This window comes from uncultured Cardiobacterium sp. (assembly GCF_938028825.1).
GTDB lineage: Bacteria > Pseudomonadota > Gammaproteobacteria > Cardiobacteriales > Cardiobacteriaceae > Cardiobacterium.
In genome coordinates this window covers 1-13,968 of record NZ_CALIZP010000032.1, presented here as the reverse complement: position 1 = coordinate 13,968, position 13,968 = coordinate 1, and the positions used below count along the sequence as shown (strand labels likewise).

The window sequence follows — 13,968 nt, the reverse complement described above, 5'->3', positions numbered from 1 at the left end:
CCAATCAGGAAAAATCAAGTTCTTTTTCGAAGCTGCGCAGTTCGTGACGGGCCATTGCCAGGTTGGAACGCGCACGATCCAGAACGAGATAGAGGAACAGTTTTTCGTTGCGATCCAGCGGACGAATCAAGTGATAGCTCTTGCCGAGGGTGATGAGGATGTCTTCAATGCTGTCGTTCAGACCCAAGGATTTGCATACGCGACGTTTTGCATTGAGGACTTCGGTGTTGCCGGCGGAAGCCAGTTCGAGGTCAATGCCCGAACCTTCGGTAGCGAGTGCAAGACCGCTGTCCGAATCTACCAGTGCCGCTGCTTTGAAGCCGTCAATGTCTTGCAGGCTGCTGAGGTCAATTTTAGCCATTGTGATTTACTCCAAGTGATATAACTATTTTGCATAACGCCTAAGGCACCTGCCTCTATGCTTCAGCCGTACCGATCCCTAAAAATCCTTTCATAACATGACATTATTGCACAAAATACGCGCTGTTCAGCTCCTGCCTTTACCTGCCGGGGGAAATATTGCTGTAATGCTGCCCAGATTTGAACCTGATGAACCCCATGCAACAAAATTTTGACATCACCACGCTGGACGCACTTGACGCAGCCGTCGCAGCTATACGGCAACATACTGAAATAAAAGTCTATTATCTTGAAGGTGCGCTGGGTGCCGGCAAGACGGCTTTTGTCCGCAGCTGGCTGCGGCAAGCGGGTTATCAGGGTGCGGTACAGAGCCCGACCTATGCCCTTATGTACGAATATTATATAGGGCAACATACGGTTATCCATGCGGATTTATACCGCCTGACGGCGCCGGACGAGCTGTTGTACCTCGATGTGCGCGACTGGGCAACACGCGCCGGGCATATCTTTATCGAATGGGCGCAAAACGGCGGCAATCTGCTACCCCCGGCTGACGCAATATGTCAGTTTTCCCTGCATAAGGACTGCCGCACATTGTCGTTGCTCCCCTGCATTCGCTGAAAAAGCCATGACTGCTTTCCGGGAATGCGGGCATAATAGCGCCTTGACCATTCACAACGGGATACACCGTGCTGAAACAAGGACTACTACTCATACTACATTCATGGCGCAAATACCCGCTCATCCTGCTCGCTGCCCTTTTCCTTGCCCACAGCCCCGCTGCACTTGCCGTTGTCCTGCAAGACGTGCGTTACAACCGCCTGCCGGATAAAGTCCAACTCATCCTTGACCTTGACCGCCCCACCGTTTTTCAGCAATTCAGCCTTGCCGGGCCGCCGCGTATCGTCCTCGACCTGCCCGACGCTTCCCGCAGCGGGCGTGCGGGTATCACCATTGGCGCGGGTGCAGTGGACAGCATCCGCACCGGCTTCAGCAATGAAACCACCCTGCGCGTCGTCATCGATCTGCGCTATACCGCCAAAGCCAACATCTACACCATGCCGCCGGAAGGCAATCGCGGCAACCGCATCGTCATCGACATTTACGACAATCTCGCCGCGCCCGCGCTGACGCTGGAATCACTCGACAGCGAAGCACAGCCGCCCTACGTCGTCTTTGCCGGAGAAGCGCTGGAAAACATGCACGACAACGGCATCAGCATCAATAACAGCGCCCCCATCGGTAACATCGGTGCCTTTTCCCCCCCACCGGGCGGCGGACACATCGCCATCAATCCGCCGCCACGCAGCACGGGCGTGCCGGTAGACATCAACGCCCCGCCGCCGCGCAGCACCGGCGTCCCCGTCGCCATCAACACACCGCCGCGCGACAGTACGCCGCCGCCCTTCCTGCAAAACGCACCCTTGCCCGCCTTCCCGCCGGGCGGCACAAACAGCGGCAGAACCGTCGCGCAGACGCCGCCACCGCCACCACAAAACAGCCGCCCCGCCACCGTTACCGTCGAGCGGAAAATCTCGGCGACCGGCAAAGTCGAAAAACAGAGCAACATCATCGCGCCTGCCGCCATCTCGAAAAAAATCATCGTTGTCGCCATCGATCCCGGTCACGGCGGCAAAGACACCGGCGCGGTCAACCCCGGCAGCGGCCTGCGCGAAAAAGACGTGGTCCTGCAAATCGCGCACCGCCTGAAAAAACACATCAACAGCAAAAAAGGTTTCAGTGCCTTCCTTACCCGCAGCGACGACACCTATATCCCGCTGCCGGAACGCCCCGGCAGTGCGCGCCGGCGCGGAGCCGACCTCTTCATTTCCATCCACGCCGATGCTGTGGATAGCGGTGCACCCAGCGGCTCATCCGTGTACATCCTCTCCACCAAAGGCGCAACCACCGCCATCGGCAAATACCTCGAACGTACCGAAAACTCGGTGGATCTGCGCTGGGGCGTGGACGTCAGCAAATACGACAACGACATCCAGCAGGCGCTGCTCGGCATGCAGCAAGAAGCGACCATCGAATCCAGCTACATCCTCGCGCAAAAGACCCTGAACGAACTCGGCCGCATCGGCAAAATCCACAAAGGCCAGGTGCAGCGCGCCAACTTCGTCGTCCTGCGCTCGCCCGACATCCCTTCCATGCTGGTTGAAACCGCCTTCATCTCCAACCCCGACGAAGCGCGCAAGCTCGCCTCGCCCGCCTACCAGGAACAACTGGCGCAAGGCATCGCCAACGGCGTCGTCAACTACTTCAAAGAGCACCTGCCGCAGCACATGCTGCTGGGAAAATAACATGACGACAGGCCGCAAAATCGTCCTCATCGGCCCGATGGGTGCGGGAAAAACCTCACTGGGCAGACGCCTCGCCACCCGCCTGCGCTGGGACTTCGTTGATACCGACCAGGCGCTGTGCGCCCGCACCGGCGTGGACATCCCGACCATCTTCGCGCAAGAAGGCGAAGCGGGTTTCCGCAAACGCGAGCATGACGCGCTCGCTGCCGAGTTGGCCGACCCGCGCGAACGCGTCGTTGCCTGCGGCGGCGGCATCGTCATCAGGGCGGAAAACCGCCGCCTGATTGCCGGCCAATTCCTGGTGGTTTTTATCGACGTTTCCGTGCGGCGGCAAATCCTGCGTATCGGCCGCGACCGCAACCGCCCGCTGGTGCAGAGTGCGGAAAATCTGCAACAAAAACTCGAACAGCTGCGCGACGAACGCCTCGGCCTCTACGAAGGTCTGGCCGACATCCGCATCGACACCGACAACAACCACTTCACCAACTCTTTCAAGCAACTGCTGCACGAAGTGGAAACCCGCCTGCGCCGCGAAAGCTGAATTACTGCCCTGCCCTCTCCTGCCGACATGCACAAAAAAGCGCCCCTTTTCAGGGGCGCTTTCGGCATCAGGCCGGATTATTCGACGATGACTTTACCGCGCATCACGGCATAGTGGCCGGGGAAGGAGCAGAAGAACGCATAAGCGCCACCGGTTTCAAAACCTTCGGTCTTGAAGGTAACGTCGGCTTTCTCACCGCCGCCGACCAGTTTGGTGTGGGCGATAACCAGCGGGTCGCCTTCTTTCACGTAGTTGCTGGCCGGGCCGGCAGCAATACCGTCTTTGGCGGCAGCGTCAACATCGGCTTCTTTGGTGATAACAACATTGTGCCCCATGGCAGCGGCCGGCAGCTTGCCTACGTGGTCGATTTCCACGGTAAATTCCGGGCAGGCGGTTTTATTGATTTTGAATTCTTTCAGGTCGAATTTCATTGCATCGTCAGCCTTCAGCACGACTTTGCAGTCCCCCGCAGCGGCTGCGGCACCTTCAGCCGGCTTGGCGGCGTCGGCAGCCGGTTTGGCAGCTTCGGCGGCAGCCGGAGCCGGGGCAGCGGCAGAGGCTTCGGCCGGCTTAGCGTCCTGGGCAAGCACGCCGGCGCTCATCAGGGCGACAATGGCGGGGATCATCAGTTTTCTCATGGTGTGTACCTCTTGGTTAAGGGAAGGGGAAAGTTCGCGACGCATGGTATGTGCGCGACAGGCAAAATGCAATCTGTTCGCGTCTGTATTGCGCGATTTTCACGCTTTTGCACAGTGCCGTTCATGCGGCATCACCTCGCGCCGCCATTGTGTCAATAGCCGACGGTGGCCGCATCCTGAATACGCGGGTCGGATGCACCGTACAACCCTTCCGGCGTCACCATGATGGATTGCGTTGACCCCATTGTTGCTTTGCGTACCACGGTATGCCCCATGCCTTCCAGCAAACGGATGGTATCGTCGTTCAGCGCGTGTTCGACGCGGATTTCATCCGGTGTCCATTGATCATGCATGCGCGGCGCGTTAGTCGCTTCGGCGATATTCATGTCGTGATCAATGACGTTGCTGATGATTTGCAGCACAGTCGAGATGATGCGGCTACCGCCCGGGCTGCCGGTAACGAGGAAGGGCTTGCCGTCCTTGAAGACAATGGTTGGGCTCATCGACGACAGCGGCCGCTTGCCTGCCTGCACTGCATTGGCATCGCCGCCAATCAGGCCGTAACCGTTCGGCACGCCGGGTTTGGCGGAGAAATCGTCCATTTCGTTATTGAGCAGGATGCCTGTGCCTTCCGCAACCAGCCCCGTGCCGTAGCTGAAATTCAGGGTGTAGGTGTTGGAAACTGCATTGCCGTTTTTATCAACGACGGAGTAATGCGTGGTCTGATCGCTTTCGTACGGTAGCGGATTGCCGTGACGGATGTCCGCCCCGGGGCGCGCCTTCTTGTCGTCAATCTGCTGACGCAATATAGCGGCATAGTCCTTGTTGATCAGCCCGGCGACCGGCACCTTGACGAAATCCGGATCGCCGAGATACTCCGCGCGATCCGCATAGGCGGGCTTCATCGCCTCGGCAAGGCGGTGGATCGTCTGTGCGGTATTGGCACCGGAAGCGCGCAGGTCATAACCTTCGAGAATATTCAGAATCTGGATGATGTGAATCCCGCCCGATGACGGCGGCGGCATGGAAACCACCTCGTAGCCGCGATAGGTGCCACGTACCGGCACGCGTTCCACCGCCTTGTAATCGCGCAAATCAGCGGTGGTCATGCTACCGCCCGCGCCCTGCACGGCAGCGACAATCTTCTCAGCCGTCTCACCCTGATAAAAGCCGTCGCGTCCGTCTTTAGCGATGCGGCGCAGGGCAGCGGCAAGTTCCGGCTGTTTCAGCACATCACCGGGCTGCAAGGCGCTGCCGTCGGAGTGGAAGAAAATCTTGGCGGTGGAAGGCCAGCGGCGCATCCGCTCGGACAAACCCGTGAGCGAGGTGGACAAGCCCGGCGTCACCACAAACCCTTCCTCAGCCAGACGAATGGCCGGGGCCAGTACCTGCTCGCGCGACATTGTGCCGTGCTTTTCCAGCGCGAGCAGTAGCCCGTCCACCGTACCTGGCACGCCGACAGCAAGACCGTGATAACGCGAGCGTTCCTCAACCGCTTCGCCCTTCTCGTCCAGATACATGTCACGGAATGCCGCCTGCGGCGCCTTTTCGCGATAATCGATGGCAACCGTTTCCTGCTTCTGCGCATCGTGGATGAGCATGAAGCCGCCCCCGCCGATATTGCCGGCACGCGGCAGGGTGACTGCCAGGGCGAAGCCGACGCCGACAGCGGCATCTACCGCATTGCCGCCCTGCTGCAAAATATCGCGGCCGACGGCGGATGCCAGCGCCTCTTGCGAAGCGACCATGCCGTTTTTCGCCCAAACAGGGTGCTGGATGGCGTTTTCCGAAAAAATCGCCTCACTTGCCTGCGACGCGGGCGCGGGGCCTTGCAGTGCCGTAACATGCAGCGAGAGCGACATCGCCGCGACCAGCGCGGCCAGTTTCAACATACGGGTAGAAAACATAAAACAGTTCCTCGTGGTGGATGGCCGGACAATCCCGGCCGAAGCAGATTACGACGTGAACCCGCCGTGGGCAAGCACTGCCGGGCGAGGCGACAGGTTCTGTTTTCCCTCTTGTGATTTTTGCCAGATCCGCTTGCGTGACATCAAGCCATCCCCCACGGCGATACACAGGCTGCGTTAAAATAAGCGACATAAACCAGTTTCCAAGGATAACCATCATGAGCGACAACGAGCAGACAGAACCGGTCGTCTTCAAGCCCAAATCCATGGGCGTCAAGAAAAAAGGCGCGGAAAAGATCCGTCAGGTTGCGGAAAACACCGACCACATCGGCGAAGAACGCCTGCGCAAGCCACGCTGGATACGCGCCCAATTCCCCGGCGGCGAAGAAGTGCAGCGGATGAAGGCGCTGATGCGCGAGCAGAAACTGCACAGCGTCTGCGAAGAAGCCTCCTGCCCGAACATCGGCGAATGTTTCCGCCACAGCACGGCCTCGTTCATGATCATGGGCGACATCTGCACACGCCGCTGTCCGTTCTGCGATGTGGGTCATGGCCGCCCCAACCCGCTGGATGCAATGGAACCCATCCACCTCGCCGAAACCGTGCGCAACCTCGGCCTGCACCACGTCGTCATCACCTCGGTGGACCGCGACGACCTGCTCGACGGCGGTGCGGCACACTTTGCCGCCTGCGTGCGCGAAATCCGTCGTCAGGCGCCGCGCATGACCGTGGAAATCCTCACCCCTGACTTTCGCGGCCGCATGGAAAAAGCCCTCGAAATCCTGCGTCACACCCCGCCCGACATCTTCAATCACAACCTCGAAACCGTTAAACGGCTGTACGAAGAAGTGCGCCCCGGCGCGAACTACGAACATTCGCTGGAACTTTTGCGCGCATACAAAAAAGTGAGCAACAAACCCGTCATCACCAAATCGGGGCTGATGGTCGGCCTCGGCGAAGAAGTAGAGGAAATCCTCGCGGTGATGGAAGACCTGCGCCGCCACGACGTGCAGATGCTGACCGTTGGCCAATACCTGCAACCCTCGGTGCACCACCTGCCGGTCAAGCGCTACTACACGCCGGAAGAATTCCAGATCTTCACCGACGAAGGCCTGAAAATGGGCTTCACCCACGTCGCCTCCGGGCCGATGGTGCGTTCCTCCTTCCACGCCGACATGTCGGCGAAAGCCGTCCTCTGATGGGCGGCTTCGCCCGCGACGATCTCTACGACCGCCCGCAGGCGGTCGTTGACTTTCGTTTCGACGAGCGCACCGCCGCCGTCTTCCCCGACATGATCCACCGCTCCGTGCCGGGCTACGCGGCACTCTTGCAACTCTTCGCCGTCATCGGCGCGGACATCGTGCCGCCGGGCGGGCGGGTGTATGACCTCGGCTGCGCCCTCGGCGGTGCCTGCATCGCCCTGCAACAACACCTGACGGCAGACGCCGCCATTATCGCCGTGGACAACTCGGCGGCGATGACCGACCGCCTCGCCGCCTACGTTGCCGGTGCCGGCATCGCCAACATCAGCGTCACACAGGCGGACATCACCACGCTGGAACTTGCCCCCGCCGACCTCGTCCTCATGACCTTCACCCTGCAATTCATCCCGCCCGACAGGCGCGATGCCCTGCTTGCCCGCATCCGCCGCGCCCTGCGCCCCGGCGGCACCCTGCTGCTCGCCGAAAAAACCCGCCCGGATGATGACCGCCTGCGCCGCTGGCACGAAGCCTTCAAAGCCGCGCAGGGCTACTCGCAACTGGCGATTGCACAAAAACGCGAATCGCTGGAACACATCATGCAGACTGACCGCTACGCGGCGGTGGAAGACCGCCTGCACCGCGCCGGCTTTGGCGACATCATCCCCTGCTTCCGTGCCCTGCCCTTCTGCGCCTGGGTGGCGACGGCCTGAACACTGTGCCGCCAGGCGGCGCAGTTGCCGGGTTTGCTTTTTGCGTTCTTGATAGCGGCACGGAAAAAACCCCGCCAAGCGGCATAAATACCGCCCCCGTCAAGCGGTGTATCCTTCATCACCACACCCACGCGCCGCAAAACCATGCAAACCCTCCGCCAAATCCACGCCTTCCTCCCCGCCGCCCTGCTAACCCTCCCCAAAGGCATCCGGCACCTCTTGCGCGCCATCTGCCGCTTCATCCGGGACGACATCCCCGACTGGCTCTTTAATAAGTGAAGCCCGCCATATCAACAGCGCTGCACAAAAACGGCGGCAAAACCCCAAAAACAACCCGGCAGCGGGGGACATTTCCCCAATGCCAATCAAAAAACCACAACTATCTGAAAAACAAAAATAAATTCCCAAAATTGCCGACATAACGCGTAGAATGCGGCCAAGCCCATCAACCAGCCGCCAACCATGCACCGCCATCTGTGGACACTTGCGGGTTGTCTCGCCTTCATCCTCGGACTCATCGGCATCCCGCTCCCCATCCTGCCGACTGTCCCCTTCCTCATCCTTGCCGCCTGGTGCTGGGCGAAAGGCAGCCCGCGTTTCCACCATTGGCTCACCACCCACAAACACCTCGGCCCGCTCATCGCCGCCTGGCGCGAACACCGCACCGTGCCGCGCCGCGCCAAAACCCTCGCCACCCTCATGCTCGCCGTCTCACTGGGCGGCGGCATCTGCCTGCCCGATAACAATCACCTGAAACCGGCGCTTGCCCTCATCATCCTGGCCCTGATGCTGTGGGTGTGGCGCCTGCCGGAGGCCTAGCCATGTCACGATACCGCTTCCCCAACCCCGAATACGCCGACCACCACGGCCTGCTGGCGCACAGCGACAGCATCGACGCCGAACTCGTCTTTGCCGCGCACAGCGAGGGCGTCTTCCCCTGGTACGACAGCGGCGACCCCGTCCTGTGGTGGAGCCCCGATCCGCGCGCCATCATCCCCACTGACGCCGTGCACACAAGCCGCAGCCTGCGCAAACTGCTGCGCACCATGCCGTATCACCTCACCCTGGATACCGCCTTTGGCCGCGTCATCGACTACTGCGCCAACGTCCACGGCGAAAGCTGGATCACCGCCGACATCCGCCGCTGCTACACCGCCCTCTACCGCCAGGGCCGCGCGCACAGCTGCGAACTCTGGCACGGCGACATCCTCATCGGCGGCATGTACGGCGTCAGCCTGGAACGCATCTTCTGCGGCGAATCCATGTTCAGCCTGCGCCCGTCGGCGTCAAAAATCGTCCTCGTCCGCCTCTGCGCCTACCTCGCCCGTATCGGCATCGACACGCTGGACACCCAATTCCTCACCCCGCACCTCATCAGCATGGGTGCCGTCCACATCCCGCGCCGCGACTACCTCGCCCGCCTCACCGACAACCCCGACGCCCACCGTGGCCGCTGGCAGTGGCAGGAGCCCTGAATAAAAACACCCCGACAGGCGGGCGCACACTACACTATCCCCTTCCCCATAACCCACCGCCCGCCATGACCCGCCCCGACCTCGCCCGCCTTTACACCGCCAGCCCCTACGCCGCCGCCCAGCTCGAACGCCACCCCGACTGGCTCGCCGACCTTGACCCCGCCGCCAGCCCCACCGAAGACTACCGCGCCACTTACGCCGCCGAAAACCCGCCGCCCGCAGACGAAGCGGCGCTGATGCGGCAACTGCGCCAATACAAACACCGCCGGCAAATCCGCCACATCCACGCTGTTGTGAACGGCCTCATCGACGAACCCGCCTTCCTCGCCCGCACCAGCGCGCTCGCCGAAACCCTGATTGCCGCCGCGCACGACTGGCAATTCGCCGCCCACTGCGCCCGTTACGGCACCCCGCTGGATAGCGACGGCAACCCCATGCCCATGCTCATCCTCGGCATGGGCAAACTCGGCGGCGGCGAACTCAACTTCTCCTCCGACATCGACCTCATCTACGCCTACCGCGTGAACGGCACCACCAGCGGCGGACGCAAACCCGAAGAACACGAAACCTGGTACCGCAAACTCGCGCAGCGCCTCATCCACACCCTCGATGCCGCGACCGAAGACGGCAATGTTTACCGCGTCGATATGCGCCTGCGCCCCTTCGGCCAGACCGGCCCGCTCGCCCTCAGCTACGCCGCGATGGAACAGTACTACCTCATCCACGGCCGCGACTGGGAACGCTACGCCCTGATGAAAGCCCGCCCCGTCGCCGGCGACCTTGACGGCGGGCGCGAACTGCTCGCCGCCCTGCGCCCCTTCACCTACCGCCGCTATCTTGACTACGCCGCCCTGAACGCCCTCGCCGACATGAAGCAAAGCATCAACCGGCAAATCCGCGAAGAAGGCATGGAGCGCCACATCAAACTCGGCGCGGGCGGCATCCGCGAAGCCGAATTCACCGTGCAGGCCATGCAGATGATCTACGGCGGCCAATACCCGGCGCTGCAAACCCCGTCGCTGCTCACCGCCCTCGAACACCTCCGCGCGCGCGGCCTCATGCCCGCCGCCGACACCGCCGCCCTGCGAGACGCCTACCTCACTCTGCGCCGCGTCGAAAACGCCCTGCAATACCGCGACGACCAACAAACCCACAGCCTGCCGGACAACGCCGACACCGACGCTTGGCAACACCTCGCCACCGCCTGCCGCGCCGCGAGCGTCCCCACCCTGCAAGCGGACATCCGCCGGGCGCGCGACACCATCCACCGCCACTACACCGCGACCATCGCCGACGAAGACAACGCCGCGCCCGACCCCATCGCCGACGCCCTCGCCGCCGTGGACTGGACCGACCCGGACGACGCCCACCTCGCGCGCTGGCTCGCCGACAACATCGCCGACGGCGACACCCGCGCCGCGACCGCCGCGACGCTGGCCGCCCACATCCGCGCCAACAACCGCCACCGCCTGCCGCAACAAACCAATAAACACCTCGACCGCCTCATCCCCGCCATCCTCAGCCGCGCCGTACAAAACAACCAGCTCGACGGCCTCGCCGGCATCCTCGACCTCATTACCGCCGTCAGCGGCCGCAACAACTACATCACCCTCCTCGCCGAACAAAGCGCCCTCACCAACCACCTGCTCAACATCGCCGCGAGCGCCGCCTGGCTCATCCACTACATCGCCGCGCACCCGCTCGTCCTCGACGACCTCAACAACGAACGCCGCCTGCCGCCCGACCGCGCCGCCCTGCAACAAGACCTCGCCGCACGCCTGCAACACATCGACGACGAAGAAACCTGGCAACACGCCCTGCGCGACTACAAACACGTGCAAACCTTCAAAACCGCCTGGGCGGACATCCACGGCCACCTGCCGCTCATGCAAGTGAGCGACCAGCTCAGCCACATCGCCGAAACCACCCTGCAAGCCGCACTCGACCACGCCGCCCACACCCTGCAAGCCAAACACGGCATCCCGCGCAAAGCCGACGGCAGCCCGGCGGAAGTCGCCATCATCGGCTACGGCAAACTCGGCGGCCTCGAACTCGGCTACGGCTCCGACCTCGACATCATCTACCTCTACGACGACGGCGACACAGACGGCATGACCGACGGCGCCAAACCCATCGACAACCGCCTCTACCACACCCGCCTCGCCCAGCGCACCAGCAACCTGCTTTCCGCCGCCAGCAGTAACGGCAGCATCTACACCATCGACACCCGCCTGCGCCCCGGCGGGGCGAGCGGCCTGCCCGCCATCAGCATCCAGGGCTTCGCCCGCTACCAGCAAGAAAGCGCCTGGACCTGGGAACACCAGGCGCTGACCCGCAGCCGCCCCGTGGCGGGGAGCCCTGCCCTCGGCGAACGCTACACCCGCCTGCGCCACGAACTGCTCACCCGCCCGGCCAAAGCGACCCTGCGCGAAGACATCCTCGCCATGCGGCAAAAAATGCACGACAACGCCGCGCCACTGCCGCCGGACACCTTCCACCTCAAACAAAGCGCGGGCGGCCTCATCGACATCGAATTCATCGTCCAGTACCTGCTGCTCGCGCACGGCGCGGCAGAGCCCGTCCTCAGCCGCATGAGCGACAACATCCGCCAGCTTGCCGCCCTCGAAGCCACCGGCATCCTCACCTCATCGCAGGCGATGACCCTGCGCGACGCCTACCGCAAACTGCGCGCGGAAGCCCACCACCGCCAACTGAACGACCGCGACAAACGCGTTCCCGCCGCCCCCTGGCAAGCACTGCGCGACGACATCTGCGCCATCTGGCGGGACGTCTTCGCCACCGCATGAAAACCGGCATGGGCGAGACCATGACCCTGCCTGCCGGAGGCGGTATCCATCCCTGATCCCGGACATAACCCGAGGGCCGGTCGGGTGCCGCCCGCTTGCTTTGCGAATCGCTGACCCGAAAACCCCTTCCCCGCCTGCGGGGGGCAGGGGTTTCCGCTGTTTCCAAAAAGATTTTCTCGCTGCGCGATGGGTAGGTATAGTCGTTTCAACTAGGACTGAGACAAGGCGGCGAGCCGAAGACAGTATGTTTAATACGGCAAGGCTCGCCAACACCGTATCAGTTCTAGTTGAAACGACTATACCTATGCCCAATAGGGCTTTTCGCGCCGGGCGGCGTCAATACCGCCTGGCATGAAAAAAGCCCGCTTGCGCGGGCTTTTTTGCGGTTCAGAATCCCGCCTGTTGCTCCAACTGCGCGACGATGCCGTCATCCAGTTTGAGGGCGGTGGCGAGTTCGTGCAGGAAGACGATTTCCTTGCGGTCGAGTTCGCCGCAGACGACGCGCGCGGCGAGATAGAGTTCGGAGGCAAGTACGCGGTCATCGCCTGCGGCGGCGGCGATTTCCTGCGGCGTCGCCGGGCGGCGGATCTGGCCTTCCAGCCATTGCCGCACTTCCGCGCTTTCCGTGCCGATTTGCGTGAGGATGGCGCTGCTTTCCGCTTCGTCGATGCGGCCGTCGGCGGCTGCGGCGGCAATCATCACCTTCACGGTCAGCTCGCCCGCCTGTGCGGCCTGCGCCGGGCTGCGTTGTGCGGCGGGCAGGAGCGGCTGCGCGGCGGCAGCCTGCTGTTGCCCGCCCTGATAGTTTTTCCAGGCGTTGTAGGCGAGCGCACCGAGGGCGGCCATCGAGCCGAGTTCCAGCGCGCTGCGGCCAAAGCCTTTGCGCCCGGCAAGCAGCGAGAGGAGGCCGGTCGCCGCCACGCCGCCGCCGAAGCCTTTGAGGGTGTCGCGGTTGACGCCGCCGAGCAGGTTGCCGCCCTGCCGCGCGATTTGCTGCCCGCCGCTCAGTACCTGATTTAGAATGCTGTTGAAATCCATGAGATTGGCTCCTTGGCCGGTTGAATGGGGTCGTCATCTTGTCATGTTCCGGAGATTTCATGCAATCCCAACCGTTTGCCCGCCGCTATGCCACCGCTTTCGCGCTGATCGTTTTCCTGCTCTGCTGCGCGCTGTTTTTCTTCGCTTACGACCGCTACGAGTCCGCCACCCACCTGCCGAACCGCAACGCGCTGGCGGTGGATGAGGTGCTCACGCTGAAAGCCTCCGCCGACGGCCATTTCCGCACCACCGGCACCATCAACGGCGAAGCGGTGGTCTTCATGCTCGACACCGGTGCCAGCGGCGTGGCACTCAGCGAGGATCTGGCGCGCCGCATCGGCTTGCAGCCGCGCGGGCGCAGCCAGGTCAGCACGGCGAACGGCGTTACCGAGGCGGGCATGGTCACGCTGGATGAACTCGGCTTCGGCGGCTGGCAGTTCGAGCGCGTTCCCGCCGCCGTGCTGCCGCAGATGGAGGATGAAGTGCTGCTGGGGATGCGTATCCTGCGTCATTTCGAGTGGAAGCAGGCGGGCGGCGAATTGCGCCTGCAACCCGCATCCGGTTCGCAAAAAGAGTCCCCATGACGAAGCGCCTGCCGATCTATGCCGCCGCCGGCGTACTGCTGCTCGCCTTCTACGCCTGCATCCGCCATGCCCGGCCACCGCTGCCACCGGCCACCGTGACCGCAGATGTCGCGCAGGACAGTAACCGTGCACGGAGGTACTTTGGTAAAGCAGCCGATATGGGTAGCCCCTATGCCATGTACAACCTTGGCGTACTCTACGGAACCGGGCGGAGAATAGCGCGGAACAGCTAGCAGACAAAGTATTGGTTCGAAGAGACAGCGGCATCAAAAAATGGCGAAATTCTCGCCTTGCCCGGTTTGTCGGACACCCGCGTTCAGGCGCCATTGTAGTTAAATAGCAAAAAAACAGTAACCATCAAAATCATGACCTATCCAGCCCATATCCGTAAAAAAATCCT

The 13,968-nt window shown here is 62.3% G+C and carries 15 protein-coding genes; 11 read left to right on the top strand and 4 right to left on the bottom strand.

Features of this window, described 5'->3' with window-relative positions; all coding sequences use genetic code 11:
- Positions 1–4: 4 nt before the first annotated feature.
- Positions 5–361 carry a roadblock/LC7 domain-containing protein gene (locus Q0562_RS04710; protein ID WP_298641819.1) on the bottom strand — a complete coding sequence of 119 codons (357 nt, stop codon included), beginning with the start codon at positions 359–361 and terminating at the stop codon, positions 5–7.
- Positions 362–558: 197 nt separating this feature from the next.
- On the opposite strand from Q0562_RS04710, the gene tsaE reads away from it, so the two are divergent.
- The 3 genes from tsaE to Q0562_RS04695 all read left to right on the top strand — a co-directional run bounded on the left by tsaE (position 559) and on the right by Q0562_RS04695 (position 3,207).
- Positions 559–981, top strand: a complete 423-nt coding sequence (gene tsaE, locus Q0562_RS04705) for a tRNA (adenosine(37)-N6)-threonylcarbamoyltransferase complex ATPase subunit type 1 TsaE (RefSeq protein WP_298641818.1) — start codon at positions 559–561, stop codon at positions 979–981.
- 68 nt (positions 982–1,049) lie between these two features.
- Positions 1,050–2,666, top strand: coding sequence for an N-acetylmuramoyl-L-alanine amidase (locus Q0562_RS04700; RefSeq protein WP_298641816.1), 1,617 nt, complete (start codon positions 1,050–1,052; stop codon positions 2,664–2,666).
- A 1-nt stretch (position 2,667) separates the two neighbouring features.
- A complete protein-coding gene (locus Q0562_RS04695; protein ID WP_298641814.1) occupies positions 2,668–3,207 on the top strand; it encodes a shikimate kinase in 540 nt (179 codons plus the stop codon).
- Between the two features lie 77 nt (positions 3,208–3,284).
- On the opposite strand, the gene azu is transcribed toward Q0562_RS04695, so the two are convergent.
- A complete protein-coding gene (azu, locus tag Q0562_RS04690) occupies positions 3,285–3,845 on the bottom strand; it encodes an azurin (RefSeq protein ID WP_298641812.1) in 561 nt (186 codons plus the stop codon).
- 152 nt (positions 3,846–3,997) lie between these two features.
- Positions 3,998–5,707: a gamma-glutamyltransferase gene (ggt, locus tag Q0562_RS04685; RefSeq protein ID WP_366144706.1), complete on the bottom strand. Its 1,710-nt coding sequence runs from the start codon at positions 5,705–5,707 to the stop codon at positions 3,998–4,000.
- A gap of 263 nt (positions 5,708–5,970) precedes the next feature.
- On the opposite strand from ggt, the gene lipA reads away from it, so the two are divergent.
- The 6 genes from lipA (at position 5,971) to glnE (ending at position 11,946) form a co-directional block, all read left to right on the top strand.
- Positions 5,971–6,951 (top strand): lipoyl synthase, encoded by a 981-nt coding sequence (gene lipA, locus Q0562_RS04680; protein WP_298641808.1) that lies wholly within the window; start codon positions 5,971–5,973, stop codon positions 6,949–6,951.
- Positions 6,951–7,664 carry a methyltransferase domain-containing protein gene (locus Q0562_RS04675; RefSeq protein ID WP_298641806.1) on the top strand — a complete coding sequence of 238 codons (714 nt, stop codon included), beginning with the start codon at positions 6,951–6,953 and terminating at the stop codon, positions 7,662–7,664. The genes lipA and Q0562_RS04675 overlap by 1 nt, the downstream gene beginning before the upstream one ends.
- A 144-nt stretch (positions 7,665–7,808) precedes the next feature.
- On the top strand, positions 7,809–7,943 hold the full coding sequence (locus Q0562_RS04670; protein WP_298641804.1) for a hypothetical protein: 135 nt from the start codon (positions 7,809–7,811) through the stop codon (positions 7,941–7,943).
- A 183-nt stretch (positions 7,944–8,126) separates the two neighbouring features.
- Positions 8,127–8,483 carry a YbaN family protein gene (locus Q0562_RS04665; protein ID WP_298641802.1) on the top strand — a complete coding sequence of 119 codons (357 nt, stop codon included), beginning with the start codon at positions 8,127–8,129 and terminating at the stop codon, positions 8,481–8,483.
- Between the two features lie 2 nt (positions 8,484–8,485).
- Positions 8,486–9,139 carry a leucyl/phenylalanyl-tRNA--protein transferase gene (gene aat, locus Q0562_RS04660; protein ID WP_298641800.1) on the top strand — a complete coding sequence of 218 codons (654 nt, stop codon included), beginning with the start codon at positions 8,486–8,488 and terminating at the stop codon, positions 9,137–9,139.
- A 65-nt stretch (positions 9,140–9,204) separates the two neighbouring features.
- Positions 9,205–11,946, top strand: coding sequence for a bifunctional [glutamate--ammonia ligase]-adenylyl-L-tyrosine phosphorylase/[glutamate--ammonia-ligase] adenylyltransferase (gene glnE, locus Q0562_RS04655; RefSeq protein WP_298641799.1), 2,742 nt, complete (start codon positions 9,205–9,207; stop codon positions 11,944–11,946).
- Positions 11,947–12,333: 387 nt separating this feature from the next.
- On the opposite strand, the gene Q0562_RS04650 is transcribed toward glnE, so the two are convergent.
- Positions 12,334–12,984 carry a tellurite resistance TerB family protein gene (locus tag Q0562_RS04650; RefSeq protein ID WP_298641797.1) on the bottom strand — a complete coding sequence of 217 codons (651 nt, stop codon included), beginning with the start codon at positions 12,982–12,984 and terminating at the stop codon, positions 12,334–12,336.
- Positions 12,985–13,043: 59 nt separating this feature from the next.
- On the opposite strand from Q0562_RS04650, the gene Q0562_RS04645 reads away from it, so the two are divergent.
- Together Q0562_RS04645 and Q0562_RS04640 are read left to right on the top strand one after the other, a co-directional pair.
- A complete protein-coding gene (locus Q0562_RS04645; protein WP_298641795.1) occupies positions 13,044–13,568 on the top strand; it encodes a retropepsin-like aspartic protease in 525 nt (174 codons plus the stop codon).
- Entirely contained in the window at positions 13,565–13,801 is a 237-nt protein-coding gene (locus Q0562_RS04640; protein WP_298641793.1) for a hypothetical protein, read from the top strand. Before Q0562_RS04645 ends, Q0562_RS04640 begins: the two co-directional genes overlap by 4 nt.
- Positions 13,802–13,968 lie beyond the last annotated feature (167 nt).

Coding starts and splice junctions, on each gene's coding strand:
- Q0562_RS04710 (WP_298641819.1), bottom strand. CDS start 361: ATGGCTAAAATTGACCTCAGCAGCCTGCAAGACATTGACGGCTTCAAA.
- tsaE (WP_298641818.1), top strand. CDS start 559: ATGCAACAAAATTTTGACATCACCACGCTGGACGCACTTGACGCAGCC.
- Q0562_RS04695 (WP_298641814.1), top strand. CDS start 2,668: ATGACGACAGGCCGCAAAATCGTCCTCATCGGCCCGATGGGTGCGGGA.
- azu (WP_298641812.1), bottom strand. CDS start 3,845: ATGAGAAAACTGATGATCCCCGCCATTGTCGCCCTGATGAGCGCCGGC.
- ggt (WP_366144706.1), bottom strand. CDS start 5,707: ATGTCGCTCTCGCTGCATGTTACGGCACTGCAAGGCCCCGCGCCCGCG.
- lipA (WP_298641808.1), top strand. CDS start 5,971: ATGAGCGACAACGAGCAGACAGAACCGGTCGTCTTCAAGCCCAAATCC.
- Q0562_RS04675 (WP_298641806.1), top strand. CDS start 6,951: ATGGGCGGCTTCGCCCGCGACGATCTCTACGACCGCCCGCAGGCGGTC.
- Q0562_RS04670 (WP_298641804.1), top strand. CDS start 7,809: ATGCAAACCCTCCGCCAAATCCACGCCTTCCTCCCCGCCGCCCTGCTA.
- Q0562_RS04665 (WP_298641802.1), top strand. CDS start 8,127: ATGCACCGCCATCTGTGGACACTTGCGGGTTGTCTCGCCTTCATCCTC.
- aat (WP_298641800.1), top strand. CDS start 8,486: ATGTCACGATACCGCTTCCCCAACCCCGAATACGCCGACCACCACGGC.
- glnE (WP_298641799.1), top strand. CDS start 9,205: ATGACCCGCCCCGACCTCGCCCGCCTTTACACCGCCAGCCCCTACGCC.
- Q0562_RS04650 (WP_298641797.1), bottom strand. CDS start 12,984: ATGGATTTCAACAGCATTCTAAATCAGGTACTGAGCGGCGGGCAGCAA.
- Q0562_RS04645 (WP_298641795.1), top strand. CDS start 13,044: ATGCAATCCCAACCGTTTGCCCGCCGCTATGCCACCGCTTTCGCGCTG.
- Q0562_RS04640 (WP_298641793.1), top strand. CDS start 13,565: ATGACGAAGCGCCTGCCGATCTATGCCGCCGCCGGCGTACTGCTGCTC.